The following is a 26,434-nucleotide window of genomic DNA, read 5'->3' on the forward strand; positions in this document are numbered from 1 at the left end:
GCATATCTCCATATCGATTCCCTTCGCAGGATGGAGGAGATGTACGCCATGTATCCCTCTGCAACGGTCGCCCTGGCCGCCGTGCTCGCCGCGGGAGGGGCCACGTACGGCGCCGTCCAGTCCGAGGTGTCGACCAGCTTGCGCACATGCACGCTGGATGACTTGTACCTGTCCATGGGTACCAAGGAGGGTGCGGCGGGCTCGGTCTACTGGCCGATCCACATCACCAACACCAGCACCAGCGGGTGCGCGCTGCGCGGCTACCCCGGTGTCAGCGTGCTGAACGCCGCTCACCAGCAGATCGGCTCAGCCGCCACCCGTACCAGCCGGCCCTACGGCACCGTCGGGGTGGCCCCCGGCAAGACGGTCACCGCGGTCGTCCGGACCACGAACGGCCCGGTCGGCGGCCCGTGCCGGCCGACCGGAACTTACCTGCGGGTGTATCCGCCGGCCTCGTACAAGGCGGAGTTGATCCCGGCCCCGATGCGGGTGTGCTCCAACGTCTTCGAGGTGGGCCCTGTCACCACACAGACCGCTTCCTGACGGATTACGTCGCGGTCGCGGCTGTAAGGCGGGATGTCTCGCTGTCGGCAGACGGCAGGCGTCCCGCCGCTCACACCGTCAGCCGGTAGCGCATGGCTGGCCCCCGCTTCATGACGGCCACTCAGATAGCCCCGGCAGGGCGTAGCGTGGAAGATACGTCCACCTGGCGGGGGTGACCATGCAGTTCGAGGACCAGCCCGGTATCGGCGACCGGATCGCCCGACTCCGGGTGCGCCGCAAGCTCACCCAGGAGAGGCTGGCTGAACTGGCGGGGGTGTCTGTCGATGTCGTGCGCAAGCTCGAACAAGGCCGTCGGCAGACCGCGCGACTCTCGACCCTGAACGGGCTCGCCCGAGCGCTCGACGTCGAGCCCTCGGTCCTGGTCGGCCAGCCCACCACCTTCGAGGCCCGCGACGACGGCGACTCACCCTCCGTACTGGCGCTGCGGCAGGCCGTCTCGCCCGTGACCGACCTGCTCGGCGAAGATCCGGATCCCGAAGACCCACCCAGCATTGGGGCGTTGCGTGCTTCGCTGCGCTCCACGGAGGGCATCAGGCGCGCAGGCCGTATGGGCGAGATCGGCGTCCTGCTGCCTCAGCTCATCCGGGACGCCCGTTCCGCCACCCGGGCTTACAACGGCGTCGACCGGGCGGCCGCTTACTCAGTGCTCGCGGAGGCGTACCAGGTGGCCGCCACGACACTCACCGCTCTGGGCAAGGAAGATGCCGGGTTCACCGCCCTTGAGCGTTCCTTGGACGCCGTGAGTGAGTCCGATGACCCGAAACTCGAGACGGTGGCCATCTCCAGCCTGTCGTGGATTCTCACCAAGCAGGGACGACTCGAGGACGCCGAGCGCGTCGCTCTCACCGCCGCCGAGAGGATCGAGCCCGGATTCCGTTCGCAACCTCTCGACCTTTCGCTGTGGGGGATCTTGCTGCTGCGGGCGGCCACCGCCACCGTCCGGCAGGGCAAACACAACACCGTGGAGGAACTCCTCAACATGGCGTCGGCCGCCGCCGCCCGCATCGGGCAGGACCGTCTCGACTACGCCACTCCCTTCGGCCCGACCAATGCGGGGGTGGCCAAGGTGAACTTTCTGGTGGAGATGGAGAAGAGCGCGAAAGCACTGAGCGCGGCCCGCGCCGTCCCCGAGGTGAACGGCCTCCCACCGACCTGGCGTGCCCGCTTCCACGTCGACCGCGCCCTGGCGTACGCCGACTTGGGCAAGGACGACAGCGCGACCCGTGCCCTTCTGGTGGCCGAGAGCATCGCTCCGGAGTGGATGCGCTACCACGGAACGGCTCGGCGGATCGTGTCCGAGCTGCGCGGCCGGGAGCGCCGTCGTACGTCCCCGGTAACCGAGTTGGCCGACCGGCTCAACCTCGACGGGTAGGGCGCAGCGTCCTAGCTGCGCGGCAATGTGGTACGTAGCGTCACTGTCCGGCTGCTCTTCGCACTTCTAGCGTGCCGCTCACTGGACTGCGGTGCACGTCGATGCAGCCCCATCAGGGTCATGACCGGCGCCGCCTCGAACAGTAGTGAGGGGACGTGGACCAATCATGACCAGCAGCGAAGCCGTGCCCCGGACGCCTCCCAAGGGCGTCGACATGGAGATGCAGCCAGCCGCCCGCGCGGACGGGGCGAGTCGGCCGGTCCCGCCGGGCTCACCCCGGGTGTGGTACAGCCCGACACCCCTGCCGGGCTGTGCATGTCCCCGCTGCCAACGGAGGCGTGTGGAGGAATCGGACCAGTGAACGTCTCCAACACCCGGCCGCCGCTGCCCGTACGGCACCCCGGCGTCACGCTGCCATGCCACGAGCGTGCAAAAGGCCGGTGGGTTTTCGTCCGGCGCCCGGGGTTGCCGCCCGTCGCCGACTACCGCCCGGTCCGCTCCGAAGGAGCCGACCAGGAGGCTGCGGGATGAAGGGCTGGTGCAGCTGGCATGAGGGCTATGCGGAGGATCCGGTGCTGGTCGGCGTCGTCGAGGTTGGCAGCGGCCCGGGCGGGTCTCTGTACGCCTGCCGGGACTGCGTGGAGGCGTACAGGCTGAAGCCGCTGAGTGACCACCCCGAGGAGAGCGATGGGTCGCCGCTGTACGAGCAGCGCCGCTCATGAGGCCGCACCCGTCGACGGCACGAGCCGGCCTCCGTGGGCCTGTCGGTCTCTGGCCTGCGGGGTATGGCGGTTGCGTGTCTCTTGGCGGCATTCGCGCCTCCCCCGGCTGACTTGACCGTCAGATCTCCCGTCCGGATTGCCGAGACCCAGGTGGGATCCGGTGGCATCATCCGTGTCATGGCAGAGGGAGGCTCAGGCGTATTCCAGGCCGGGCAGACGGCTCTTATCGTGGCGGTTCCGGAGGCGGAGCCGGTCGTCGGCAGATGGCGTGAGCGGCTCGATCCCTCGGTCCGGGCGGGGGTTCCCGCGCATGTCACCGTGCTCTTTCCATTCCTCGACGAGAGCCGCGTGGACTCCGGGGTCCTGGCCGCCCTCGCTGAACTGATGGGCGGACACGAGGTGTTCGATGTGCGCTTCGAGGTCTGCGGGCGGTTCCCCGAGGTGCTCTATCTGACACCGGCACCGGACCGCCCTCTGCGGGATCTCACTCGGGCCGTTGCGGACCGATGGCCAGAAGCGCCGCCGTATGGAGGGCAGTTCGCCGACATTCTTCCTCACCTGACGATCGCCCAGTACGGAAGCTCGGAGGATTTCGACGCCGTGGAAGCGAGTCTCCGGGCGGAGTTGCCCATCGTCGCCCGCGTCTCGGAGGTGCACCTCATGGTCTGCGACGGCGTGACGTGGCATGACCGAGAGATGTTCGCCCTGCGGGAGTGACGAGCGCGGCTCGTCACTCCCGGCCCCCCGCTCAGGGGCGGCGGGCCGCCGGGTGGCGGAGGCACCAGCCGTCCCAGGCCGAGCGGATCATGTCACGTACGTCGTGGTGGGCCGTCCAGCCCAGCTCCTTGGCGATGAGCGCGGCGGCCGCCACCACGCGCGCCGGGTCGCCGGGACGGCGCGGGGTGACCTGCGGGACGAGGTCGGTGTAGCCCGTGATCTCGGCGATAAGGGCGGTCATCTCGCGGACCGAAACCCCTTCGCCCCGGCCAATGTTGACCGTCAGGTCCCCCGTCCAGTCCTCCTCCGCGAGCCTCCGGGCGGCCGCCAGGTGGGCGTCGGCCAGATCCTCGACGTGGATGTAGTCGCGGATGCAGGTGCCGTCGGGGGTCGGGTAGTCGTCGCCGAAGATGCGCGGCGGCTCGCCCGCGGTCAGCTTCTCGAAGACCATCGGGATGAGGTTGAAGACGCCGGTGTCGGCGAGTTCGGGGGTGGCGGCGCCCGCCACGTTGAAGTAGCGCAGGCACGCGGTCGCGATGCCGTGCGCGCGCCCGGTGGCCCGGACCAGCCATTCCCCGGTCAGCTTGGTCTCGCCGTACGGGCTCATCGGCACGCAGGGGGTGTCCTCGGTGACCAGGTCGACGTCCGGCATGCCGTAGACGGCGGCGGAGGAGGAGAAGACGAAGTTCTTCACCCCGGCGGCGGCCACGGCCTCCAGCAGCACGGTCAGTCCGTGGACGTTCTCGCGGTAGTAGTGCAGCGGGCGCTCGACCGACTCACCGACCTGTTTCTTCGCCGCCAGATGCACCACGCCGGTCACGCCGTGCTCGGCGATCGTACGGTCCACCAGCGCCCGGTCCAGGACCGAGCCGCGGACCAGTGGGACATCGTGAGGCACCCTGGCGGCGTCACCCGTGGAGAGGTCGTCGAGCACCACGGCCCGCTCGCCCGCCTCCGTCATGGCCCGCACGACATGGGCACCGATGTATCCGGCTCCACCAGTGATCAAGAAGGACATCGTTCTCCTGTCGCGAAGGTCGGCCACCGGTCGGTCCTCGGCCAGTCGGTCCTCAGCCGGTCGGGGGCCGGCTGCTCATCCGGCCGGCCGACGGCAGCGGGCGGTCACATGGCGCAGCTTACGGCCTGCCAGCACCACCGCGGCCCGCGGCCCGCGGGCGATCCGGACGGCCAGCGAGCGTCCCCGCCGTGGGGTACGGCTGGACCTGCAGTACGCCGTGGCGCCAGGACAGGAGGACCGTACGCCGCAGCCCGGGACCACCGCCCGCACTGCGGTGCGGACCGAGGAGCCGTCCGCACAGAGCACCCGGGCCCGTACGTCCCAGACGTCCGGGTCCGAGCCGCCACGGCCGGCCAGCGCGTCCAGGTCCAGCAGGAGCTGTACCGGAAGGCGCCCTCCGGGAACGTGATGCCGTGCTCGGTCAGGAAGGCGCGGGAGTACATCTTGTTGACGCACAGGGTGTCGCGGACCAGCCGGGGCCGGTCGGCGGGGGAGTCGTGCACCGACTCCTCGAGGAAGAGCGCGGGCTGCCAGGGAACATCTCGTCGGTCGGGCAGTTCACGGCGCACGCAGGCGCCCGCGACGACGGGTGCGTCATGGCGTACGGCGGCGGCGAGCAGGGCGTCGACGGCGCCCGGCCCGAGCACGTCGTCGCTGTCGAGAACATGACATACGGGCGGCGGTGGCGTGCCGCAGGCCGTGGTTGCGGGGGTGCCGCAGCCGCCGCTGTTCTTCGTACGGCGTACGACACGGACCCGGGCGTCGCGTGCCGCGAGGCCTTTCAGCACCTCGGGCGTGGCATCCGTGGAGGCATCGTCGACCACGACGACTTCCGCGACGGCCGGGCCCTGGCGGAGCGCGGAGAGCACGGCGTCCCCGATGTGCTCGGAGTCGTTGAACCCGATCACGATGACGCCGACCAGCGGCTCCGGCTCTGGCTCCGGCTGGGTCGCCGGGGGCGGCGCCGTGGTCGTCATCGGGTGCGCTTCTGGTGCCATATGTGCAAAGAGTCTATTTCAGTGACGAGAGTTGCGTTTTTTCATCGAATCTGCCCAGATCAGCGGGCAAGATCGAGTCATGCGCACCGCGGACCCCTCGCTGCCGCAGCCTGACGGCCCGGCCCTGCCGGTCGGTCCGCCGTCCGCCGCGTCGACGTCCACGGCCTCCGGCCATCCGGCCGTCGGCTCCGGGACGGATACGCCCGAACGGGGCACGACCGCGCACGTGCCGGGCGCAGTCGAGCCGCAGGACGCGCCCGGTGCCGCAGGCTTGGGCGCGGCGCCGTGCCCGGGACCGGCTTGGGTGCCGAGGGTCTCCGGGACCCTCGAGGCCGGGAGGTGCCGCCCCGCGTGCTCCGGGAACGGCTGCGCCGGATCGAACGGGTGTGGATGGTGGCCGGGGCCGGCATCGAGGAGCAGGAGTGGTTCCGGCGCAGCCGACGGGAGCAGGCCAAACTCGCCACACTCCGGCAGGACTTCACCGAGCTCTCCCGCGTGGGCGTACGCAGCGGCACGGTCGCTCTCCATGAGCGGAACGGGCCGCCCCCGGCCGTCCGGGCGCGTACAGGGCCCGCGCGGTGAGAGCCGACGGCAGTGCCAAGGGGATCGGACGGGGGATCAAGCGCACCCGCGCTGATGCCGAATCAAAAGGCGGACAGCCAAGAACAGGAGCTCGTCGATGGTGACAACCGAGGTGAAGATCCCGCTCCAACCGGTCTCGGTGGCGCGCCGGACGCCCGTCGCGACCCTGCTGATCCCGGCTGCCGCGATGGCGGCCCTGGGGATGTGGGACCTGGACCGGCGCGGCCTGTGGAGCGACGAGGCCGCCACCTGGTCGGCCGCCCGCCGCACCCCGGAAGAGCTCTGGCAGCTGACCGGCAACCTCGATGCGGTCCACGGGATCTACTATCTGCTGATCCATGGTCTGTTGCGGCTGCGCGCGGACGAGATGATGCTGCGGCTGCCCTCGCTGGTGGCCATGTGCTGTGCCGCGGCCGTCGTCGCGGCGATCGGCGGCCGGCTCGCCGGGCCTCGGGTGGGGATGGTGTCCGGCACGCTCTTCGCGGTGGTGCCGCTGGTGAGCCTCTATGCGCAGGAGGCCCGCTCGTACGCGCTCGTGACGGCTTTCGTGGTCACCGCCACGTACTTCCTGGTCCGCGGCTGTGAGAGCGGCGAACTGCGCTGGTGGGGCTGGTACGCCATGAGTGCCGCGCTCGCCGCGGTGCTGCAGCCCTTCGCGCTGCTGGTGCTGGGCGCGCACGCGGTGACGCTCCTGCTGGCCCGCAGTGACGCTCGCGACTGGCTGCGCTGGGGCGTCTCGGCCGCGTTCGCGGTCCTGGCCATGACGCCGGTCGCCTGGCTGGCGAGCGGACAGAGCGACACGGCGAGCTCGTGGACCGGCGTGCCGGGATGGGACGCGGTGGCCCGGCTCGTACGGTCCTTCGCCGGGCCGTCCGGCTGGGTCGCCTGCCTGGTGCTGCTGCTCGCCGCGGCGGCGCTCTTCGCTCCCCGGCGCGGTGTCCTGGAGGCGCGGGTGCTGCGGATGCCCCGGCTCACGGTCATCAAGGTCGGGCTGCCGCTGCTGGTGGTGCCGCCGGCCCTGCTCATCGCCGTGTCGCAGCTGTCTCCCGTCTACGACCAGCGACATGTGCTGTACGCCGTGGTGGGCCTGTCCCTGCTCGCCGCGCACGGGATCGACCGGATCACCGCCCCCGTGCTCTGGCGGGGCAGCATGCCGCTGGCGGCGGCGCTGGTCGTGTCGCTGGTGCTCGGCGGGCAGCTGGCCGCCCACCGGCATGTGCGCTCCCCGGAGAGCCGGCCGGAGGACCTGCGGGCCATCGCGGACCTGGTGCGGCAGCAGGCGAAACCGGGTGACGCGGTGCTGTTCCTCTCCGGGAGCCGGCGCAAGGTGGCGGTGGCCTACCCCGAGGCGTTCGCGAACCTGCTCGATGTGGCGCTGGCCAAATCGCCGGCCACATCGGGCACCTTGTACGGCACCGAACTGCCGCCGGACCGGCTGCGCGAGGCGCTGTCGAAGGCCGGGCGGGTGTGGCTGCTGGACCGGGAGGACTCCGACCAGCCGCGGGTCTTCAAGGAGCCCGGGGAGCGGGTCAAGCAGGAGGTGCTCTCGGACGCGTTCCACCGGGAGAGTGTGAAGCGGATGCGCGGCGGCAGCGTGCACCTGTACGTGCACAACTGACCGCCGCGCAGCTGCCCGCCATTCAGCCGGCCCCGCCCACCCGGCCGCTGCCCGCGGGGCACTGCCGACTCGGCCTCGCGCGCCCGGCCGCTACGCGTCGGGTCCCGGGTGCCCGACCGCGCTCCGGCTCGTACGGGTCGGGGCCTGCCCGCGCGTACGTCGCACGCGGAAGTACGAGCTACTTCACGGCGCCCGCCATCACTCCCGAGACGAACTGCCGCTGGAAGGCGAAGAACACGGCCAACGGGATCACCATCGAGACGAAGGCGCCGGGCGCCAGCACATCGATGTTGTTGCCGAACTGCCGCACCTGCTGCTGCAGAGCGACCGTGATCGGCGGCGAACCGCTGTCCGCGAAGATCAGCGCCACCAGCATGTCGTTCCAGACCCACAGGAACTGGAAGATGCCGAGCGAGGCGATGGCGGGAGCGCCGAGCGGCATCACCACCCTGGTGAACAGCCGGACCTCGCCCGCGCCGTCCAGCCGCGCCGCCTCCAGCAGCTCGCGTGGAATCTCCGCGAAGAAGTTCCGCAGCAGGAACACGGCGAACGGGAGCCCGAAGGCGGTGTGGAAGACGACCACGCCGACCGTCGTCTCGAAGATCCCCAGGCTGTTGAAGAGCTTGGACACCGGGATCAGCGCCACCTGCACCGGGACCACCAGGAGCCCGACCACCAGCAGGAACAACCAGTCCCGGCCCGGGAACTCCAGCCAGGCGAAGGCGTATCCGGCCAGCGCGCCGATGACCACGACGAGCACCGTGGACGGAACCGTGATGGTCACGGTGGTCAGCAGGGACTGGGTGATCGTGTCATTGCCGAGCAACTCGGCGTAGTTGCTCGTGGTGAGCTGTGCGGGGGCGGTGAAGACCTCCCCCCAGCCGGAGGTGGCGATGTCGGTCGAGTCACGCAGCGAGGAGATCAGCAGGCCGAGGGTCGGCATCAGCCAGAACAGCGCGACGAGGACCAGGAAGACCTGCGTCACGCCGCCGCTCGCCCGGGCCGCCAGCCGGGACGCCATCGACGGCCTGGCCTTCGCCGCCCTCCCTGTCCCGCCGTTGCCCTGGTCATGGGGTGCGGGCACGGTATCCGCCGACGTCGGGGCGGTCATCGTCGGCCCTCCCTCCGGATCCGGCGGACATTGACGATCATCACCGGCACGACCAGCAGCAGCAGGAGCACCGCGATGGCGCTGCCGACTCCCTGGTCGGCGGACGTGCCGAAGGACCGCAGATACAGCTCCAGCGCCAGCACGTTCGCATCGTGCTGGGTCGCTCCCGGCGCGATGATGTAGACCAGGTCGAAGATCTTCAGCACATTGATCATCAGGGTGACGAGGACGACCGCGAGCACCGGCGCGAGCAGCGGCACCGTCACCTTCCGGAAGACCTGCCACTCGGTGGCGCCGTCGACCCGCGCCGCCTCCAGGAGCTCGCGCGGTACGCCCGCCAGGCCCGCCGCGATCAGCACCATCGCGAAGCCCGCCCACATCCAGACGTACGACCCGATGATGGCGGGGGTGACCAGGGACGGGCCGAGCCAGTCCACGCCGTTGTACTGCTCCTGGAAGTTCGAGGCGGGCAGCCGCAGATGCGCTCCCTCGGCCTTGCCGGCGGGCAGCGCGTACCTGCCGTCCTCGCCGGCCTCGGCGGTGGCGACCACTGTGCCGCCCTTCACCGCCTCGATCGTGATCCCGGACAGGGCCTTCTCGCCCGGGTCGATGACATTGGGCCGGCCGCCGCCGCCCTTGACGAAGTCCAGCCACACCGTGCCGGTGATCTTCCCGGCTGCCGTCTCCGCGGCCTTGGCGTCGGGCGCGTCCTCCGGGATCGTCCCGGCCTTGACCCCGACGAGCGGCAGCATCGCCGCATCCCCGGGCCGTACGGCCGTCCTGGTGGTGAAGGAGCCGCCGCCGGACTCGGCGAGATCGGCCGTGGGCAGGGGGTGCGCGCCCGGATACGCGGAGGCCTCGGCGAAGGTGTCGTGCACCCCCACCCACACCGCGTTGGCCACGCCGCGGTCCGGGTCCTGCTCGTACACCAGCCGGAAGATGATTCCGGCCGCGAGCATCGAGATCGCCATCGGCATGAAGACGATCAGCTTGAACGCGGTGCCCCAGCGGACGCGTTCGGTCAGCACGGCGTAGATCAGTCCGAGTGCGGTGGAGACCGCCGGGGCGACCACCACCCAGATGAGGTTGTTCTTGAGGGCGGTGAGGGTGCCGTCGTCGGAGAACATCTCGCGGAAGTTGTCCAGGCCGACGAAGTCGTCGCCGAGGGCGCCGTAGAGGCTGCGCCACACCGTGTACCCGATCGGGTAGACCACGAGTGCGCCGAGCAGCACCAGGGCGGGCAGCAGGAAGCAGGCCGCCGCCCAGGGGCGGGTACCCAGCGCGCCCTTTCCTTTGCGTGAGGTGGCGGAGGGCGGCGTGCCGGGCGCGGCCGCGCCCCCCGCGGTCGCTGTCGTCATGGCGTTGACTGCCCGTCAGTTCCGAAACGCCTTGGCGGCGTCGGCCTCCAGCTTCCGCTGGGCACCCGCCACGTCCTTCGGGCTCTTCAGGAAGTCCTGGAGCGCCTTCCACTCGCCTTCGCCCTTGGTGCCGCCGAAGGATGCGGGGGCCTGGTCGGACATGTCGAAGCGGAAGTCGTCGCCGGCCTCGATGAGCGCCTTGGCGATGTCGCGCTGGACGTCGTTCGGGTACGCGGCGAGATCGAGCTCCTTGTTGGGTGAGATGTAGCCGCCCTTCTCCGCCCAGATCTCCGCGGCGTCGGTGGAGGCCAGGAAGGTGAGCAGCGCCTGCGCGCCCTTGCCGTCCTCCAGCGCCACGGCCACGTCACCGGCGCTGACCACCGGCGCCTGGTCGCCCACGGCCGGGAACGGGAAGACCTTCGCGTCCGAACCGATCTCCGCCTTGGTGTCGCTGGCGATGTTGATGGAGACGAAGTCCCCCTCGAAGACCATGGCGGCCTCGGGGGTGTCACCGCCGGCGAAGGTCTGGGTGACGGACTTCGGGAACTCCGTCTGCAGCGCGCCGTTCGGACCGCCCGCGATCAGGGTCTTGTCGCCGAAGAGCTCGCCGAGCGTCTCGAGCGCCTCTTTGACGGACGGGTCCGTCCACTTGATCTCGTGCTTCGCCAACTGGTCGTACTTCTCGGGGCCGGCCTGGGAGAGGTAGATGTTCTCGAACCAGTCGGTGAGGGTCCAGCCGTCGGCACCGCCGACCGACACCGGGGGGACCCCGGAGGCGGAGATCGTCCGGGCGGTGTCCAGGAACTCCTCCCAGGTCTTCGGCTCGCCGACGCCGGCATTCTCGTAGGCAGCGGTGTTGTACCAGACCAGGGACTTGTTGGCGGCCTTGAAGTAGACGCCGTACTGCTTGCCGTCGTGGGCGCCGAGGTCCTGCCAGCCCTGGGAGAAGTTCTTGGTGAGCTGGGCCGTCACCTCACTGCCCGCGGGTTTGAGCCAGCCCTTCTCGGCGAACTGCTTGAGCGCGCCGACCTGCGGCAGCATCGCGACGTCCGGCGGCTCCCCGCCCTCGATCTTCGTACCGAGGAACGTGGAGATGCTGTCGCCGGTTGGCACGAAGGACACCTCGGCGCCGGTGCGCTTTTCGAACTCGTCGAGCACGGCGGTGAAGTTCTTCTGCTCGGCGCCCGTCCAGACGGCGGCGACCTGCAACGTCTGGCCGTCCAACTTGGGCAGTTGAACGGTGGGTGCGCGGTCCTTCGCGCCGCCGCCGTCTGCGGAGTCCTTGTCCTTGTCGGCGCCTGATCCGCCGCAGCCCGCTGCGGTCAGAGCGAGTGCGCCCGCGGCGACGATCGCCCATGCGGCTCGGGTGGTGCGCCTGCTACGTCGTGCTCTGACTGTGCGTCGCATGACCTGCCGACCTCCCCTGGTCTCCGCCATGGGAAGCGCAGCTGTCGGGCGCACCCGCAGTCGGCCGCGCCGTATGTGCTCCCCGTACGTTCCGTCCGACAGGTCTACGCCCGGAACGTGAGCAGCCGCAATACCGCGTTCGCGGCGAATCAGGCGATCGTGATGGGGCTGTGACTCGGCCCGGCCTGCTCGGAGTTGTGCCCGTCGGGCCGTCAGGCGGCCTGCGGGCGGGCAGCGGTCGGTCAGGGCAGGAGCGATGGGGCCGGGGGCGTCGAGGACTGGGACGCCGCACGTTGGAGCGCACTGGCGAGGAGTGCGAGGTCCGTCGGGCCGTTGCCCAGCTCGCGGAGGGGCCGACGCGTCGGCGGATCTCCCATCCGCTCCCACTCCAGCGGCACCACGGTCGGCCGCAGCGTCGCCGTCCGCGGGATACGGCCCGTCACCCGGCCCGCCTGGAACCACGTCACCGAGTCGTCGCCACGACGCAGCAGCCGTCCCCGCCCCGCCGACGCCTCACCCGCCTCCGGGCCATCGGTCCGCGCGGGCAGGACGTCCAGCGTGATCCGCAGGCCGGCGTGCTCGGCCGCCGCCGTCCGCGCCGTATGGTCCGGGCGGCCGGTCGCCGCTATCAGGTGGACACCGAGCCGTGCGCCCTCCCGGGCCACTGTCTCCAGGGCCCGTACCACCGAGCCCGCCGCGGGCCGTCCGGGACTGCCCAGGGCCGGTGCCACCAACTCGTCGAAGTCGTCGACCAGCACCAGCAGCCTCGGCAGGTGCGCCGCACCGCCGGCCGCCCCGTCCCCCGGCGCCGGTTCGCAGTCCTCCGCCGTACGCCCGCTGCTCCGAGCCCGCAGCTTCACACTCCCTCCCCTGGCTCCCCCCGGCTTCGCCGGGGGGACCCCCACGGGGATCGGGAATCCCAGCACGGACTCGGGGTCGCCCTGGCGGTCCGCGGCCGGGTACGCGCCGGGGCGCCGTGGAGCGACCAGCCGCGAGGCCACGGTCCGCTGCCGGTGCCAGTCGGCGAAGTCGAGATCCCCGAGCAGTTCCGCGCGGCGCTTCAGCTCGGTGCCGAGCGCCTGGGAGAACTCGCGCATACGGAGGGGATCCGCGGCCGTGAGATACGTCGACACGTGCGGCAGGTCGGTGCACATCTGCAGGCCGCCACCGTGCTCCCCGTGCGGCTCCGCCGGGCGCGGACCGGATGGCTCCGGCAGCGAAGACCGCGCGCCGTCCCCGCCGCCGTCGACCAGGGCAAGAGCCACCCGGTCGGGCCGGTCCGCGGCGGCCAGGGAAGCGGCCAGTGAGCGCAGCAGCTCCGTCTTGCCCGTACCCCGCCCGCCCTCGATCAGCAGGTGCGGGCCGTCGGCGGCCACGTCGACGGAGAGGGCACCGTGCGGTCCCGCGCCCAGCACGGCACTCGTCCGGCCTCCCTCGGCACCGCCGGCGTCCTCGGCGGCGGCCCAGCGGGCCAGTAGCGAGGCGGGAGTGGCCCGGGACAGACCCAACTCGTCGAGCAACCGCGCGGTACGGGGCAGGGGCACCGCCGGCCGCCACGTGGGGACGCCCCCGGCGCTGCCGGGAGGACGGCCGTTCGCCGCGGTGCCGTCCGCGGTCTGCGCCGCTCGCAGGGGAGCCAGGGCCCGCGCGAAGCGCTCCGCCCAGGCGGCCGATACGGCGTCGACGGTCGCGACCGCGCCGTTGTTCAGCGGCCCGGCAGGGCCGAGCGGCAGCAGCCGGAGCGCCGTGGCGACATCGCCGCTGAGCAGCGCGGCGGCTCCGCATTCGGAGAGGGGCGGCGGGGCGGCACGCGCCGCCTCGAAGGTGCTGGCAAGCGGCGAGGAGGGTGAGGCGGCGGGCGTCTCGGCGAGGCAGAGGAGGTGGATGCCCGCGGCCGGGCCGCCGGCCGCCAGTCGCGCGGTCGTGCCGCGCAGCGCGGCGGAGCCGGGGTCGCCGTCGACGATCACCAGGGTGTACGGGCCGTCGTAGCGCTGCGCGGCTGCGGAGACGGTCGCCCGGTCGGCGGTGACCCAGCCGGCGCCCAACGGGCCGTCGTCCAGCCTGCGCACCAGCTCGGCGGTCCGGGACGCGGCCTGCTCACGGTCGTAGGCGAGCAGCAGTCGGCAGTCCTGGCCGTGTCCGGGCCGCAGGTGCGGGAGCCAGCCGAGCCAGGACCACTCCGCGAGCCGCTCGGCGGCATCCCGGGTCCGGTCCGTGCTGATCAGCACGATCTCGAGGTCGGTGGGGGAGTGCAGCGCGGCCAGCTGCGCCACGACGGAACGAGTGAGCCCGGCCAGTCGTACCCGCGGCCCTGCCAGCCCGAGCGAGCCGACGTCGCGCAAGCCGACGGTGAGGGGGTGGGCGGGACCACCGGGGCGGTCGGCCGTCCCGAGGCGGACGGCGAGGGCGTCCGGATGGCCGGGACGGCGCTCCCAGAGGCGGGGGCCGGGGCCGAGGGCGGTGAGGAGGACCTCGGCGGGGTCGGGCCACCGCTCCGGCGCGACCGACTCGGCCGGCGTGCGCTCCGCGCCGGACGGCTCATCGTCGACGGGGTCGTACTCGCCATCGGCGGCGCCCCGTCCCCCGGCGAGCCGCCGCGCCCACGCTCCTATCCCACGGCCGATCCTGGCCGGCCGCGGCCGGGCCTCCCCGGCGGTGCCCGCCGCTCGCGGGTCACGCGGCTCCGGGATGGTGCCCTCGGCGTGCCCGAGGCCCGGGAGGCGCCGCTGCCCGGTGTGCGTGCCGTCGGCACGGCGCCTGAGCTCGGCGGCCCGGGTGCGCTGGTCGTGGTGCAGCCCGGCCATCGGGCCTCGGGGCCCGGCAGGGGCTTCCGCATCGGTGTGCCCGGCACCGCCCGCCGCGTATGGGGCGGGCTCGCCGTGCGCCCCGGTCTCGTCGGTGCCGGGGCCACCGGAGGCAGCCTGCTGGGACGACGGTCCCTGCGCCGCATCGCCGCCGGGCACCACACCCGTACTGCCCAGTGTCCCGTCGGGGGTGGCCCGGCCGGTGGCGTGCGGGCCGTTGTCGCGTGCCGGAGGTGGCGCGCCGGTGCCGTCGGTCCACCCTGGTTCGGCATGCCGGTCGGCAGGCGGTGACGCAGCGGCGGGGCGAGGACTGTCGAAGTCGTGCGTGTCGGTCGGGAGCGCCCGCGCCTGTACGCGGTTGGCCGCACTGCCGCCGCCGGCCTGGGGCACGCGCCTGGGCGGGTCGGCGTGCGCTCCCGTGTCCGGAGACGAGTGGTGCACCGGATCGGCAGCCGCAGTGGCGTCTGTCTCGGCGCCCAGTGACCGGGCTTTGCGTGGCTCGTGGCCGCCCGGTTCGCCACGGTCGCCCGGTGCGGTGAAGGGCAGGGAGGTGCCCGTGACCGCACCAGTTGTGGGCCCGGCGGGGTGCTCGCCTCCGCTGGGCGCGTGGGGGTCGATGGCCCAGGACGGACGGTGAGGTCCGGCACGGACCGGCGTCTCTCCGCGCGGTACGGCCGGGTGGGGCCGAGCGCCCTGAGGATTCTCACCACCGGGCGGGCTCTGCCGAGCGTGGGCGTCCTGCGCCCTGTGGGATCCATCCATCGGGGTCGGGGCCAAGGAAGCGGGGGCCGGCCCAGGCGTGGTGGTCGTCTCGGCGACCGGCGCCGGGGCGGCCGGTGAGCCGGGCGTCGCCGCCGGTACGAGGCGGAGGTCGCCCTCGTCGTCCGGCGTCGGCGCCAGGGTGACACGGAGGTGGCCCTCGCCGTCCGGGGCCGTCGGCAGGGCGGGTGGGAGCGGCGAGCGGCCCATGCCCATCGATCCGACACCGGTCGCGCCGCGCGGCCCGGGGACCAGCCGGAGGGCCGACTCGCCCAGGCGGAGCAGCGCGCCCGGCCGGAGCGGGGCGGGACGGGCGCCGATCGGGGTGCCGGACAGCGTGGTGCCGTTCGTCGAGCCCAGGTCGGCGACCGCGACCCGGCCGTCCTCGGCGACCGTCACCGCGCAGTGCAGGCGCGAGACGTCCGGGTCGTCGAGCGGTACGTCGGCGTCCGCCGAGCGGCCGATGCGGATCTGGCCGCCCTGCAGCAGATGGACGCCGCCCGAGTCCGGCCCGGCGACCACATGGAGCTGCGCCGACGCGTCCGACGGTGCGTCATGCGGCACGCCGGGGTGACGGCCGGGTTCGGCCGGAGCGTGCAGGGAGAGCACCGCGCCGTCCGTCAGCGGCGGCTCGCCCAGCACGCTGCGCTGCGCGTCGAGCCGCTCCGCGCCCGCGTAGAGCACGACAGATCCGGAGGAGCCTGCCGTGGGCTCCGCCCCCGAGGATCCGGGCGAGGCGGCGGCGACGGCGGCGGCGAGCCCCCCGGCGACCGCCGCGAGCGCCGTGCCGGCCGGAGCAGTGACGAGCACGTCGCAGGCGCGCAGGGCGTGGCCGCCACGCGGCCCGAGGACGGTCAGCCGGATCTGCATCGCCGTCTACGGTCCCTTCTGACCCGGCTGCGCATCGCGGGTGGCCTGCTGTCCCCCGCCGCGCACGGGCCCCTCGGCACGTACAGGTCACCACGTCGGGCGGAACCCCCGCTCCCCGCCGATCCGGTGCTGGATGCATCCTCGCACCTGCCACTGACACCTCGCCCCGCGATGACCATCATTCGATCTTGGATGGAACGTCATCGGCCGAAAACTGCCTGCTGGGGCGCAGACACGATCACCCCGTTCGCCCTTTCGGGGACAGTGCCGGGCAACGTCCTTCCGGCCGGGCAACCATCCGCTCCCGGGCCGCGTCTTCCAGGCAAGCCCCCGGGGCGCCCCGGTCGGCAGCAGCCGTCGGCCCGTAAGCCTTGCGCATCGCCACTACAGTTGGTCGAACGGGTCGGCGAGCCTTCCGGCGGCCCCCCAGGAGAGTTGGACGACGATCAGGGAGCACATGACGTGCGGCCGGTAGGCAGTAAATACCTGCTCGAGGAGCCGCTCGGACGCGGAGCCACGGGCACGGTCTGGCGGGCTCGCCAGCGAGAGACGGCGGGTGCCGAGGCGGCCGTGCCGGGCCAGCCCGGCGAGACGGTCGCGATCAAGGTCCTCAAGGAGGAGCTGGCGAGCGACCCGGACGTCGTGATGCGCTTCCTGCGCGAGCGGTCCGTGCTCCTGCGGCTCACGCATCCCAACATCGTCCGGACCCGCGACCTCGTCGTCGAGGGCGATCTCCTCGCCCTGGTCATGGACCTGATCGAGGGTCCCGACCTGCAGCGCTATCTGCGGGAGAACGGTCCGTTCAGCCCGGTCGCCGCGTCCCTCCTCACGGCGCAGATCGCCGACGCCCTCGCCGCCAGCCACGCCGACGGCGTCGTGCATCGCGATCTGAAGCCCGCCAACGTCCTGCTCACCGGCAGCGACGGCCAGATGCACCCGATGCTCACCGACTTCGGCATCGCCCGGCTGGCGGACTCGCCCGGCCTGACGCGCACCCAGGAGTTCGTCGGCACGCCCACGTACGTCGCGCCCGAGTCCGCCGAGGGGCGGCCGCAGACCTCGGCGGTCGACGTCTACGGCGCCGGCATCCTGCTGTACGAACTGGTCACCGGCCGTCCGCCGTTCGCCGGGGCCACCGCTCTGGAGGTGCTGCACCGGCACCTCAGCGAGGAGCCGCGCCGGCCCACCACCGTGCCCGAGCCGCTGTGGACGGTCATAGAGCACTGCCTGCGCAAGAACCCGGACGAGCGGCCCTCTGCCGTGAACCTCGCCCGCGCCCTGCGCGTGGTCGCCGGAGGCATCGGCGTGCACGCCTCCGCGGCCCAGGCCGAGGCCGCGCTCGGCGTCGCCGCACTGCTCGCGCCCGACCCGGCGCCCGCCCCGGTCCCGGGTACGGGCACCGGCGCCGGAGCGGGGACCGGAGGCGACGCCGACGCGACGCAGTTCCTGCCGTCGGGCAGCGCGGGCTCCTACGACCCGAACGCCGCGACCAGCGTGCTGTCCGCGGACGGCCCGAACGCCGAGCCCACCCAGGTCATGCAGCACGGCAGCGGCCCGGGCGGCCCCGGCCCCGACGCCGATCCGACGCGCGCGATGCCGCCCGTCCCGGACGGCCCGCACCCCTGGCAGACCCAGATGGCCGCCGCCCGCGACCGCAACGAGCAGACGCAGATCCAGTACCTCGACCCGAGCGAGGATCTGCTGCGCCGCCGTCCGCAGCGCCGTCCGGCCCCCGCACCCCCGCCGCCCCAGCCGTACGGGCAGCCGCAGGGCGGCCCCCCGCCGGCCCCGTACGCCCCGCCGCAGCCCCAGCAGCAGCCGCGCCGCAGGCAGCCCCAGCCGCAGCGGTACGCCCCGCCGCCGCCCCCGCCGGAGCGCCCCGCTCCGCGCCGGGAGCCGCGCCGCAGCGCGAACCCGATGCGGATCCCGGGGCTGGGCTGCCTCAAGGGCTGCCTGTTCACCATCGTGATCTTCATCGTGGCGGCCTGGCTCATCTGGGAGCTCACTCCGCTCCAGGAGTGGATCGCCGAGGGCAAGAGCTTCTGGAATGCGACCAGCGAGTTGATCGGCAAGGTGTCGGACTGGATCTCCGAACTCGGCGCTGCGACGGAGCCGGCCGGATCGGGCACGAGCTCAGGCACGAGCTCCGGCTCGGGCATCGACAGCGGGGCCGGCACTCCGTAACTGACCGGCCATCCTGGAGACTTGTCGACTTCCGGCGGGCGATTTCCCCCACAGAAGTGACGGTTGCCGTCGACCGGGGCACGCAGCTGCCGGTATCCGCGTAGCTTTGTCGTCAACGCCAGCCTCCAGAGGGCTCGTAGAACCCGCGAGCCCTGTGGAGGCACGACACGTCGGAGCAGTCTTGGCACGGAAGATCGGCAGCCGATACACCGCCCACCAGGTCCTGGGGCGTGGATCCGTCGGCACGGTGTGGCTCGGCGAGGGTCCTGAAGGGCCCGTCGCCATCAAGCTGTTGCGTGAGGATCTCGCCGCCGACCAGGAGCTGGTCGAACGGTTCGTCCAGGAGCGCACCGCTCTCCTCGGCCTTTCCCACCCGCGCGTGGTCGGCGTCCGCGACCTCGTGGTGGACGGCGACGACCTCGCTCTCGTCATGGACCTCGTCCGCGGCACGGATCTGCGCACCCGTCTGGACCGCGAGCGGCGCCTCGCCCCCGAGGCGGCCGTCGCCATCGCCGCCGACGTGGCCGACGGCCTCGCCGCCGCCCACTCCGCGGGCGTCGTGCACCGCGACGTCAAGCCGGAGAACGTCCTCCTCGACATGCAGGGTCCGCTCGGCCCCGGCGGGGCCCACCCCGCGCTGCTCACCGACTTCGGGGTGGCCCGGCTCGTCGATGCTCCCCGGCGCACTCGCGCGACGAAGATCATCGGTACCCCCGACTACCTCGCCCCGGAGATCGTCGAGGGTCTGCCGCCCCGCGCCTCCGTCGACATCTACGCTCTCGCGACGGTCCTCTACGAGCTGCTGGCGGGCTTCACCCCGTTCGGCGGAGGCCACCCTGGCGCCATCCTCCGCCGCCATGTCACCGAGACCGTCGCGCCGCTCCCCGGCATCCCCGACGAGCTGTGGCAGCTGCTCGTGCAGTGCCTCGCCAAGTCGCCCGCGTCACGGCTGCGCGCGGCCGAGCTGGCCGGCCGCCTGCGTCAGCTGCTGCCCGGCCTGGCAGGCATCCCGCCGCTTGACGTCGACGAGCCCGGCTGCGAACCCGAGGGCCCGGACCCGGTGCCGTACGAGGAGCCTGCCCAGGGGACCGCTCCAGGCGCGCCCCGCAGGGCGGCCGTCCCCCTCGTCCACGGCTCCACCCCGGACTCCGGCCGCGACACCCACACGAGCATGCGCGTGCCGAGCGCCGAGGAGCTCGCGGGCGGCGCTCGCGGCACAGCGCGGGTGCCGCGCGCCTCAGGAGAGCGCCGTCCCGGTTCGGCCCGCCACCGCACGGCGGCCGTACGACGCCGCAGGGCCAAGCTCGGAGCTGCGGCCGCGGCTCTCGTCGCAGCGGCGGGCTTGGGCGGCTGGCTGGCGTTCTCGGACGACGACGCGGACACGTCGCAGCCCGGCGTGGAGCAGTCCGAGGACAGTCCCTCCGGCTACGGCAGTGGCGGGACCTCCGGCTGAGGGAAGCCCTCGACGACGCCCTGACGGCGGCGGTTGATCAAGCGGTTGATCACAAGGCAGAACCGCCGCCGTGATCGCACGATCATCGATCACGGTCGGCGTTCGGCGTTCGGTGCTCGGCGCACAGGTCCTCAGCGGCCAGGAGCCCGGAACGGGGACGCCGGGCTCACAGCCGACCGGTGATGCGAGGGTTCAGGGAAGGTATCGCTCGGCGGCCGCCGGTCCCATCTCCTCGAGCAGGCGCCGGGCCCTCTCAAGCCGCTCGGGCGTCACATCACGCCCCGACACCCGTACCAGATCCTCCGGATCGATCGGCGTCTCGCTCCCGGTGCGGAGCTGCAGACGCCGGGGCGCTGTGGACTCTTCTTCGCGCTTCTCGGTCACGGCGGCCCTCCTTCTCCTGTGGGGTCCTGCCGGTCGGCTGAGCAGCCGCGTACCCACCCATTGTGGACCGATTCCCGGCAAAAGTATCCGTCGGTGCGTATCGCCCCGCCGGGAGCGGCCGCGACGAGGGCGGCGAGGCCCGTCGTCGGCAGCCGTTACGCTGGACCCGTGGCAGTCGTCGATGTATCCGAAGAGCTGAAGTCCCTCTCCTCCACCATGGGGTCGATCGAGGCCGTCCTGGACCTTGACCGGATGCGGGCCGACATCGCCGTGCTCGAGGAGCAGGCGGCGGCCCCCTCTCTGTGGGACGACCCGGAGAACGCGCAGAAGATCACCAGCCGGCTCTCCTACCTCCAGGGCCAGCTGCGCCGGGCCGAGGAGCTGCGCGGCCGCGTCGACGACCTCGAGGTTCTCTTCGAGCTGGCCGACGCCGAGGACGACGCGGACACCCGTGCCGAGGCCGAGGCCGAGCTGGTCGCCGTCCGCAAGGCGGTGGACGAGATGGAGGTCCGCACGCTCCTCTCCGGCGAGTACGACGCCCGCGAGGCCGTGGTCAACATCCGCGCCGAGGCGGGCGGTGTCGACGCCGCCGACTTCGCGGAGAAGCTGCAGCGGATGTATCTGCGCTGGGCCGAGCGGCACGGCTACAAGGCCGAGGTCTACGAGACGTCGTACGCGGAGGAGGCCGGCATCAAGTCGACGACCTTCGCCGTCCAGGCCCCGTATGCGTACGGCACGCTCTCCGTCGAGCAGGGCACCCACCGCCTGGTGCGGATCTCGCCGTTCGACAACCAGGGCCGCCGTCAGACATCCTTCGCGGGCGTCGAGGTGCTCCCCGTCGTCGAGCAGAGCGACCATGTCGAGATCGACGAGTCCGAACTGCGCATCGACGTCTACCGCTCCTCCGGTCCCGGCGGCCAGGGTGTCAACACCACCGACTCGGCGGTCCGTATCACCCACATCCCGACCGGCATCGTCGTCTCCTGCCAGAACGAGCGCTCGCAGATTCAGAACAAGGCGACCGCGATGAACGTCCTCCAGGCCAAGTTGCTCGAGCGGCGCCGTCAGGAGGAGCAGGAGAAGATGGACGCGCTCAAGGGCGACGGCGGCAACTCCTGGGGCAACCAGATGCGTTCGTACGTCCTGCACCCGTACCAGATGGTCAAGGATCTGCGCACCGAGTACGAGGTCGGCAATCCTCAGGGCGTCCTCGACGGTGACATCGACGGTTTCCTCGAAGCGGGCATCCGCTGGCGCAAGCAGCAGGAGAAGTAACTCACCTGTGCGGAGGCCCTGCGAGAGGAACAGTGGGTGCAGCCTTGAAGCGGGCGTCCGCCGCAAGCAGCGGGAACAGCAGTAACGCGGCAGTGGTGGCAGGGCAGTTGCGGCAGGGCAGTTGCGGCAGGCCCGTAGCGGTCGGAACTGAGCGGCGGCGTATCGCGCTTCGTCAAGCGCGGTACGCCGCCGCTCGGTTGCCGTGTGGAGGCTATGTCACATTCCGGTGTTGATCAGGCCGGACAAGTCCCCCAACAGGGGGCATGACGTCCAGAAATGACCTTGACGGGCCTGTGAAATCTGGGAAAGCTGAGGCGCGGCATGCCCATGACTGGGGGCGCAGTGTGAACGGGGTGGGGCAGGGCGTGAGTTCCTGCGGATCGACTCTCCCATGCGGCTGCGGCCGGCGCCTGATGACATGGCTGCTCCACTCACGAGAACAGCTACTGGGGGTAGCACGCATATGACGAAGAAGACGCGGCTGCGCGTGGCGCGGATAGCCGCCGGTGCGGTGATCGCGGCCGGTGCGTCGCTGACCGCCGCGGGCGCAGCCTCTGCGGTCGGTGTCGAGGTCGCCGGCATCGGCGTCGAGGCGCACGCCGACGACAACGGCGCCGGCCTCGGCGTCGGCATCGGGAACGGCAACGACGACCCGACGGAGGAGCCGACCGAGATCCCGACGGAGATCCCCACGGATATCCCCACGGACATCCCGACCGACATTCCCACGGACATCCCGACCGATGTCCCGACCGACGTCCCGACGGACGTCCCGACGCCGCCCACCGAGGAGCCGAGCGAGCCGGGCGAGGAGCCGTCCGAGCCGGGTGAAGAGCCGTCCGAGCCGGGCAACGGCACCGGCGGTGGCGACAGTGGCAACAACCCGGGCCCCGACGGTGAGACGGGTACGGACGTCGGCACCGACACCGACAGCGTCGGCTCGGCACCGGTGCAGCAGGGCAAGGCCAAGGAGGAGCTCGCCGCGACCGGTGCCTCCGAGACCGCGTTCCTGCTGGTCGGCGCCGCGACCATGATTGCGGGCGGCATTGGCTTCCGCATGATGCCGCGCCTGGTCAGCCGTGGCGGTGGCGCCGCCGCGTAAGCGGATCGCGACATTCGGTGAGATGACAGGACCGAATGCGCTGTGCAAGCGAGGGGCCCCGGAGTGCGACAGCACTCCGGGGCCCCTCGAACGTCGTGTGGGCTCGGCCTACGCCGGCGCCGCGATCACCGGCGCCAGTACGGCCACCGCGATCAGCGCCACCAGTAGCACGAGCAGCGCCGCGGGAGACAGTCCGGCGAATATGCCCTCTTTCTGCAACCGCTCCCTGCTGGCGCGGCAGACCGGGCAGCGGCCCTCACTGACAGGGGCCGCGCAGTTGGCGCACACCAGACGGTCGCACGTCATGCGATCTCCTCCTCACTGTGGCCAACGCACCGGAGAGCCACTCGGTTCCCCCGCTCTCCACTATCCACTGTGCCAGCTTCCGCAGAATTCGGCGCGGCCCCGCTCGCATCCGTGACACCCAGGTAGCACGGGACGGTCACCGTACGGCACCGGTGACCGTCGGCAATGTCGGTTTTATGCCTGATGGTGCCGTGAATAAACGCTCAACCTTCGCCGAACCCCCACCGACAACTGCACGGCCCTTGCGCCTTCGCGTATGGTCACGGTCACTGAAGGGATCCGCTGTACGGCATCCCGTACCCCCCATCCACAGGTCGACACTGGTGCATCCGTGATCCGATTCGACAACGTCTCCAAGACCTATCCCAAGCAGACCCGTCCCGCCCTCCGTGACGTCTCGCTCGAGATCGAGAGAGGCGAGTTCGTCTTCCTCGTGGGCTCTTCGGGCTCCGGCAAGTCCACCTTCCTGCGGCTGCTGCTGCGCGAGGAGCGTGCCTCCCACGGCCGGGTGCACGTGCTGGGCAAGGACCTGGGCAGACTCTCCAACTGGAAGGTGCCGCAGATGCGCCGCCAGTTGGGCACCGTCTTCCAGGACTTCCGGCTGCTCCCCAACAAGACGGTGGGCGAGAACGTGGCCTTCGCGCTCGAGGTCATCGGCAGGCCGCGCGGCCAGATCCGCAAAACCGTCCCCGAGGTCCTCGATCTCGTCGGCCTGGGCGGCAAGGACGACCGCATGCCGGGCGAGCTGTCCGGTGGTGAGCAGCAGCGCGTAGCCATCGCACGGGCCTTCGTCAACCGCCCGATGCTGCTGATCGCGGACGAGCCGACCGGCAACCTCGACCCGCAGACCTCCGTCGGCATCATGAAGCTGCTGGACCGGATCAACCGGACCGGCACCACGGTCGTGATGGCCACGCACGACCAGCAGATCGTCGACCAGATGCGCAAGCGCGTCATCGAACTCGAGAAGGGCCGGCTGGTTCGCGACCAGTCGCGCGGTGTGTACGGCTACCAGCACTGAGTAACCGCCCCTGGAGTCGCTCACACCACCCCTGAAAGGACATCATGCGCGCCCAGTTCGTCCTGTCGGAGATCAGCGTCGGTCTCCGTCGCAATCTCACGATGACCTTCGCGGTCATCGTCTCCGTCGCCCTCTCCCTCGCCCTCTTCGGCGGGTCGCTGCTCATGCGCGACCAGGTGAGCACGATGAAGGGCTACTGGTACGACAAGGTCAACGTCTCGATCTTCCTCTGCAACAAGAACGACGCGGAGAGCGATCCCAACTGCGCCAAGGGTGCCGTCACCGAGGACCAGAAGACCGAGATCCGCACCGACCTCGAGAAGATGTCGGTCGTCGACAACGTGCAGTTCGAGACCGCCGACCAGGCGTTCACGCACTACAAGGAGCAGTTCGCCGACTCTCCGCTCGCCGACTCCCTCACCCCGGACCAGATGCAGGAATCCTTCCGGATCAAGCTGAAGGACCCCGAGAAGTACGAGGTGATCTCCAGCGCCTTCTCCAGCCGGCCGGGTGTGCAGGAGGTCCAGGACCAGAAGGGGCTGCTGGAGAACCTCTTCAATCTGCTCAACGGGATGAACTGGGCGGCGCTCGGCGTCATGGCGCTGATGCTGATCGTCGCGCTGATGCTGATCGTCAACACCGTCCGGGTGTCGGCGTTCAGCCGCCGCCGTGAGACCGGCATCATGCGGCTGGTCGGGGCGTCCAGCTTCTACATCCAGATGCCGTTCATCATGGAGGCGGCGGTCGCCGGGCTGCTGGGTGCGATCGGGGCCTGCGCGATGCTGCTGATCGGCCGTTACTTCCTCATCGATCACGGCCTGGCGCTCGCCGAGAAGATGCAACTCATCAACTTCATCGGCTGGGACGCGGTGCTGGCCAAGCTGCCGCTGGTGCTCGCTATTGGCCTGCTCATGCCCGCGGTGGCGGCTTTCTTCGCGCTCCGCAAGTACCTCAAGGTGTGACACATACCCCTTGCACCGTACGGTCAACCTGCCGTGCGGCGCCCTTGCGTTGTCCTAGACTCACCCGCATGTCGGGCCCGTGGATGTTCGTCCGGCCCCGCGGGATTCGCCGCGGGGCTGCCCTGACATTGGTCTTCGGTTGTGTGCTGGCGACCGGTGTGGCCACCTCCTTCGGGGAGGAGGCCCGCAATTCCTCCTCCCCGCCGTCCCGTTCGACGGCCGGGACCGCCGACCGTACCGAGGTCGCCCGAGCCGCCGCCGAAGCGATGGCCGAGGGCAAGTCCGGCTCCGAGGCGGCCGAGGAAGTGGTGAGCCGCAGCGGCGACCGCTGGAGCGCCGTCTACAGCGCCCGGGAGTACCAGGACGTCCAGCAGGCCCTCGACGGCGAGTACGTCGGTGTCGGCCTGTGGGTGCGATCCCGCCCAGGCGACCGGATCGAGGTGGCCCGGGTCCAGCCGGGCAGCCCCGCCCACCGCGCCGGCATCAGGGCCGGTGACACGCTCCGGACCATCGACGGCGAGCGCATCACCGGGCGGCCCGTCACCGAGGTCGTCTCCCGGCTCCGCGGTGGCGACGCGGACGGCGAGCGGGCGGCGGCCGCGGGCACGCCGGTGGTGCTCGGCCTGGAGCGTGACGGCCTGACCTGGCAGCAGACGCTGCGCCGCACCCGGCTGGCCACCGAGAACGTCACCGCCGACCGGTCGGCCGCCGATCGAACCACCCGGATCAAGGTCGGGTCCTTCACCAAGGGCACCGGCGAGCAGGTGCGGCGGGCCGTGCGGAACGTCCCGCAGGGCGACGGAATCCTGCTCGATCTGCGCGGCAACTCGGGCGGCCTGGTCTCGGAGGCCGTCACCGCCGCCTCGGCCTTCTTCGACGGCGGCCTGGTGGCCACGTACGACGTCCAGGGCGAGGAGCGGGCCCTCTACGCCGCGGAGGGCGGTGACGACCGCAGCGCGCTCGTCGTCCTCGTCGACAGCGGCACCATGAGCGCCGCCGAACTGCTGACCGGTGCGCTCCAGGACCGCGGCCGTGCCGTGGTCGTCGGCTCGCGCACGTTCGGCAAGGGCACGGTGCAGATGCCCAGCGAGCTGCCGGACGGCTCGGTCGCCGAGCTCACCGTGGGCCACTACCGGACCCCCGCCGGGCGTACCGTGGACGGCGACGGCATCACCCCCGACCTGAGCGTGCGCGGCCGCGCCGAGCAGCGGTCCCGCACAGTATTGAGTGGCCTCGGGGACGGGGCGTAGTGCGAGAATGGCCGGGCTATGGCTAAAGAGACGGGTCGCAAGCTGATCGCGCAGAACAAGAAGGCGCGGCACGACTACACCATCCTCGACACCTACGAGTGCGGTCTGGTGCTGACCGGCACGGAGGTGAAGTCGCTGCGGCAGGGACGGGCTTCGCTCGTGGACGGCTTCGCGCAGCTCGACGGTGGTGAGGCGTGGCTGCACAACGTGCACATCCCCGAGTACAGCCAGGGGACGTGGACGAACCACTCGGCGCGGCGGAAGCGGAAGCTGCTGCTGCACCGGGCGGAGATCGACAAGCTGATCGGCAAGACCCAGGAGACCGGGCACACGCTCGTACCGCTGCAGCTGTACTTCAAGGACGGCCGGGCCAAGGTGGAGGTCGCGCTGGCCAAGGGCAAGCGGGAGTACGACAAGCGGCAGACGCTGCGGGAGAAGCAGGACCGCCGCGAGGCGGACCGCGCGATCTCGGCCGTGAGGCGCCGGCAGCGCGCCTGACCGGCGGGAATGCGCTGGCATCGGGGCGTGTTGTTCCGTACGATGACAGCTGCACCTCACGGGGTGCGCACGCGGTATCCAACTCAATAGTGGCCACAT

Annotated in this window: 22 protein-coding genes; 14 read left to right on the forward strand and 8 right to left on the reverse strand. The window is 71.6% G+C overall.

Translation table 11 applies throughout. The annotated features are described in order from the left end of the window. Nucleotides 1-48 precede the first annotated feature (48 nt). The 4 genes from ACTWQI_RS19895 to ACTWQI_RS19910 all read left to right on the forward strand — a co-directional run bounded on the left by ACTWQI_RS19895 (nt 49) and on the right by ACTWQI_RS19910 (nt 3,375). Nucleotides 49-543, forward strand: coding sequence for a DUF4232 domain-containing protein (locus ACTWQI_RS19895; RefSeq protein ID WP_443272256.1), 495 nt, complete (start codon nt 49-51; stop codon nt 541-543). A gap of 178 nt (nt 544-721) precedes the next feature. Then, nucleotides 722-1,936 carry a helix-turn-helix domain-containing protein gene (locus tag ACTWQI_RS19900; RefSeq protein WP_443272445.1) on the forward strand — a complete coding sequence of 405 codons (1,215 nt, stop codon included), beginning with the start codon at nt 722-724 and terminating at the stop codon, nt 1,934-1,936. 527 nt (nt 1,937-2,463) lie between these two features. Then, nucleotides 2,464-2,658 (forward strand): hypothetical protein, encoded by a 195-nt coding sequence (locus tag ACTWQI_RS19905; protein ID WP_443272258.1) that lies wholly within the window; start codon nt 2,464-2,466, stop codon nt 2,656-2,658. Between the two features lie 177 nt (nt 2,659-2,835). Then, on the forward strand, nt 2,836-3,375 hold the full coding sequence (locus ACTWQI_RS19910; RefSeq protein WP_443272259.1) for a 2'-5' RNA ligase family protein: 540 nt from the start codon (nt 2,836-2,838) through the stop codon (nt 3,373-3,375). A 31-nt stretch (nt 3,376-3,406) separates the two neighbouring features. Here ACTWQI_RS19910 and galE read toward each other — a convergent pair whose 3' ends face one another. Further along, complete coding sequence (gene galE, locus ACTWQI_RS19915) at nt 3,407-4,393, reverse strand: UDP-glucose 4-epimerase GalE (RefSeq protein WP_443272261.1); 987 nt, start codon at nt 4,391-4,393, stop codon at nt 3,407-3,409. Between the two features lie 104 nt (nt 4,394-4,497). Next, the gene (locus tag ACTWQI_RS19920; RefSeq protein ID WP_443272263.1) at nt 4,498-5,370 is read right to left on the reverse strand and encodes a glycosyltransferase; all 873 of its coding nucleotides are present in this window, start codon (nt 5,368-5,370) and stop codon (nt 4,498-4,500) included. Between the two features lie 372 nt (nt 5,371-5,742). On the opposite strand from ACTWQI_RS19920, the gene ACTWQI_RS19925 reads away from it, so the two are divergent. After that, a complete protein-coding gene (locus ACTWQI_RS19925; RefSeq protein WP_443272265.1) occupies nt 5,743-5,973 on the forward strand; it encodes a hypothetical protein in 231 nt (76 codons plus the stop codon). 97 nt (nt 5,974-6,070) lie between these two features. Beyond that, nucleotides 6,071-7,591, forward strand: a complete 1,521-nt coding sequence (locus ACTWQI_RS19930) for a glycosyltransferase family 39 protein (RefSeq protein ID WP_443272266.1) — start codon at nt 6,071-6,073, stop codon at nt 7,589-7,591. 178 nt (nt 7,592-7,769) lie between these two features. On the opposite strand, the gene ACTWQI_RS19935 is transcribed toward ACTWQI_RS19930, so the two are convergent. From ACTWQI_RS19935 to ACTWQI_RS19950, 4 genes are all read right to left on the reverse strand, one after another. After that, a complete protein-coding gene (locus ACTWQI_RS19935) occupies nt 7,770-8,612 on the reverse strand; it encodes a carbohydrate ABC transporter permease (protein WP_443272446.1) in 843 nt (280 codons plus the stop codon). Between the two features lie 86 nt (nt 8,613-8,698). Then, nucleotides 8,699-10,060, reverse strand: a complete 1,362-nt coding sequence (locus ACTWQI_RS19940; RefSeq protein ID WP_443272269.1) for a carbohydrate ABC transporter permease — start codon at nt 10,058-10,060, stop codon at nt 8,699-8,701. Nucleotides 10,061-10,075: 15 nt separating this feature from the next. Then, nucleotides 10,076-11,467, reverse strand: coding sequence for an ABC transporter substrate-binding protein (locus tag ACTWQI_RS19945; RefSeq protein WP_443272272.1), 1,392 nt, complete (start codon nt 11,465-11,467; stop codon nt 10,076-10,078). A 242-nt stretch (nt 11,468-11,709) separates the two neighbouring features. Further along, nucleotides 11,710-15,900 (reverse strand): FHA domain-containing protein, encoded by a 4,191-nt coding sequence (locus tag ACTWQI_RS19950; RefSeq protein ID WP_443272274.1) that lies wholly within the window; start codon nt 15,898-15,900, stop codon nt 11,710-11,712. A gap of 462 nt (nt 15,901-16,362) precedes the next feature. On the opposite strand from ACTWQI_RS19950, the gene ACTWQI_RS19955 reads away from it, so the two are divergent. Together ACTWQI_RS19955 and ACTWQI_RS19960 are read left to right on the forward strand one after the other, a co-directional pair. After that, nucleotides 16,363-18,084 (forward strand): serine/threonine-protein kinase, encoded by a 1,722-nt coding sequence (locus tag ACTWQI_RS19955; RefSeq protein ID WP_443272276.1) that lies wholly within the window; start codon nt 16,363-16,365, stop codon nt 18,082-18,084. Between the two features lie 181 nt (nt 18,085-18,265). Next, complete coding sequence (locus ACTWQI_RS19960; RefSeq protein WP_443272278.1) at nt 18,266-19,537, forward strand: serine/threonine-protein kinase; 1,272 nt, start codon at nt 18,266-18,268, stop codon at nt 19,535-19,537. A gap of 192 nt (nt 19,538-19,729) precedes the next feature. Here ACTWQI_RS19960 and ACTWQI_RS19965 read toward each other — a convergent pair whose 3' ends face one another. After that, nucleotides 19,730-19,921, reverse strand: a complete 192-nt coding sequence (locus ACTWQI_RS19965) for a hypothetical protein (RefSeq protein WP_443272280.1) — start codon at nt 19,919-19,921, stop codon at nt 19,730-19,732. A gap of 168 nt (nt 19,922-20,089) precedes the next feature. Between ACTWQI_RS19965 and prfB the strand changes: the two genes are divergently transcribed. Beyond that, complete coding sequence (gene prfB / locus ACTWQI_RS19970) at nt 20,090-21,196, forward strand: peptide chain release factor 2 (protein ID WP_443272282.1); 1,107 nt, start codon at nt 20,090-20,092, stop codon at nt 21,194-21,196. A gap of 463 nt (nt 21,197-21,659) precedes the next feature. Next, nucleotides 21,660-22,298, forward strand: a complete 639-nt coding sequence (locus tag ACTWQI_RS19975; protein ID WP_443272284.1) for a hypothetical protein — start codon at nt 21,660-21,662, stop codon at nt 22,296-22,298. A 108-nt stretch (nt 22,299-22,406) separates the two neighbouring features. On the opposite strand, the gene ACTWQI_RS19980 is transcribed toward ACTWQI_RS19975, so the two are convergent. Further along, nucleotides 22,407-22,604, reverse strand: coding sequence for a hypothetical protein (locus tag ACTWQI_RS19980; protein ID WP_443272286.1), 198 nt, complete (start codon nt 22,602-22,604; stop codon nt 22,407-22,409). A gap of 331 nt (nt 22,605-22,935) precedes the next feature. Here ACTWQI_RS19980 and ftsE point away from each other — a divergent pair, with 331 nt between their 5' ends. The 4 genes from ftsE to smpB all read left to right on the forward strand — a co-directional run bounded on the left by ftsE (nt 22,936) and on the right by smpB (nt 26,335). Then, a complete protein-coding gene (gene ftsE / locus ACTWQI_RS19985; protein WP_443272287.1) occupies nt 22,936-23,625 on the forward strand; it encodes a cell division ATP-binding protein FtsE in 690 nt (229 codons plus the stop codon). 44 nt (nt 23,626-23,669) lie between these two features. Beyond that, on the forward strand, nt 23,670-24,587 hold the full coding sequence (gene ftsX / locus ACTWQI_RS19990; protein WP_443272289.1) for a permease-like cell division protein FtsX: 918 nt from the start codon (nt 23,670-23,672) through the stop codon (nt 24,585-24,587). Nucleotides 24,588-24,655: 68 nt separating this feature from the next. Next, nucleotides 24,656-25,837 (forward strand): S41 family peptidase, encoded by a 1,182-nt coding sequence (locus ACTWQI_RS19995; protein ID WP_443272291.1) that lies wholly within the window; start codon nt 24,656-24,658, stop codon nt 25,835-25,837. Nucleotides 25,838-25,855: 18 nt separating this feature from the next. Continuing rightward, a complete protein-coding gene (smpB, locus tag ACTWQI_RS20000) occupies nt 25,856-26,335 on the forward strand; it encodes an SsrA-binding protein SmpB (protein ID WP_443272293.1) in 480 nt (159 codons plus the stop codon). Nucleotides 26,336-26,434 lie beyond the last annotated feature (99 nt).

The sequence above is a fragment of the Streptomyces sp. KR80 genome (genome assembly GCF_052245555.1).
Lineage (GTDB): Bacteria > Actinomycetota > Actinomycetes > Streptomycetales > Streptomycetaceae > Streptomyces.

Coding starts and splice junctions, on each gene's coding strand:
- ACTWQI_RS19895 (WP_443272256.1), top strand. CDS start 49: ATGTATCCCTCTGCAACGGTCGCCCTGGCCGCCGTGCTCGCCGCGGGA.
- ACTWQI_RS19900 (WP_443272445.1), top strand. CDS start 722: ATGCAGTTCGAGGACCAGCCCGGTATCGGCGACCGGATCGCCCGACTC.
- ACTWQI_RS19905 (WP_443272258.1), top strand. CDS start 2,464: ATGAAGGGCTGGTGCAGCTGGCATGAGGGCTATGCGGAGGATCCGGTG.
- ACTWQI_RS19910 (WP_443272259.1), top strand. CDS start 2,836: ATGGCAGAGGGAGGCTCAGGCGTATTCCAGGCCGGGCAGACGGCTCTT.
- galE (WP_443272261.1), bottom strand. CDS start 4,393: ATGTCCTTCTTGATCACTGGTGGAGCCGGATACATCGGTGCCCATGTC.
- ACTWQI_RS19920 (WP_443272263.1), bottom strand. CDS start 5,370: ATGACGACCACGGCGCCGCCCCCGGCGACCCAGCCGGAGCCAGAGCCG.
- ACTWQI_RS19930 (WP_443272266.1), top strand. CDS start 6,071: ATGGTGACAACCGAGGTGAAGATCCCGCTCCAACCGGTCTCGGTGGCG.
- ACTWQI_RS19935 (WP_443272446.1), bottom strand. CDS start 8,612: ATGGCGTCCCGGCTGGCGGCCCGGGCGAGCGGCGGCGTGACGCAGGTC.
- ACTWQI_RS19940 (WP_443272269.1), bottom strand. CDS start 10,060: ATGACGACAGCGACCGCGGGGGGCGCGGCCGCGCCCGGCACGCCGCCC.
- ACTWQI_RS19945 (WP_443272272.1), bottom strand. CDS start 11,467: ATGCGACGCACAGTCAGAGCACGACGTAGCAGGCGCACCACCCGAGCC.
- ACTWQI_RS19950 (WP_443272274.1), bottom strand. CDS start 15,900: ATGCAGATCCGGCTGACCGTCCTCGGGCCGCGTGGCGGCCACGCCCTG.
- ACTWQI_RS19975 (WP_443272284.1), top strand. CDS start 21,660: ATGACGAAGAAGACGCGGCTGCGCGTGGCGCGGATAGCCGCCGGTGCG.
- ACTWQI_RS19980 (WP_443272286.1), bottom strand. CDS start 22,604: ATGACGTGCGACCGTCTGGTGTGCGCCAACTGCGCGGCCCCTGTCAGT.
- ftsX (WP_443272289.1), top strand. CDS start 23,670: ATGCGCGCCCAGTTCGTCCTGTCGGAGATCAGCGTCGGTCTCCGTCGC.
- ACTWQI_RS19995 (WP_443272291.1), top strand. CDS start 24,656: ATGTCGGGCCCGTGGATGTTCGTCCGGCCCCGCGGGATTCGCCGCGGG.
- smpB (WP_443272293.1), top strand. CDS start 25,856: ATGGCTAAAGAGACGGGTCGCAAGCTGATCGCGCAGAACAAGAAGGCG.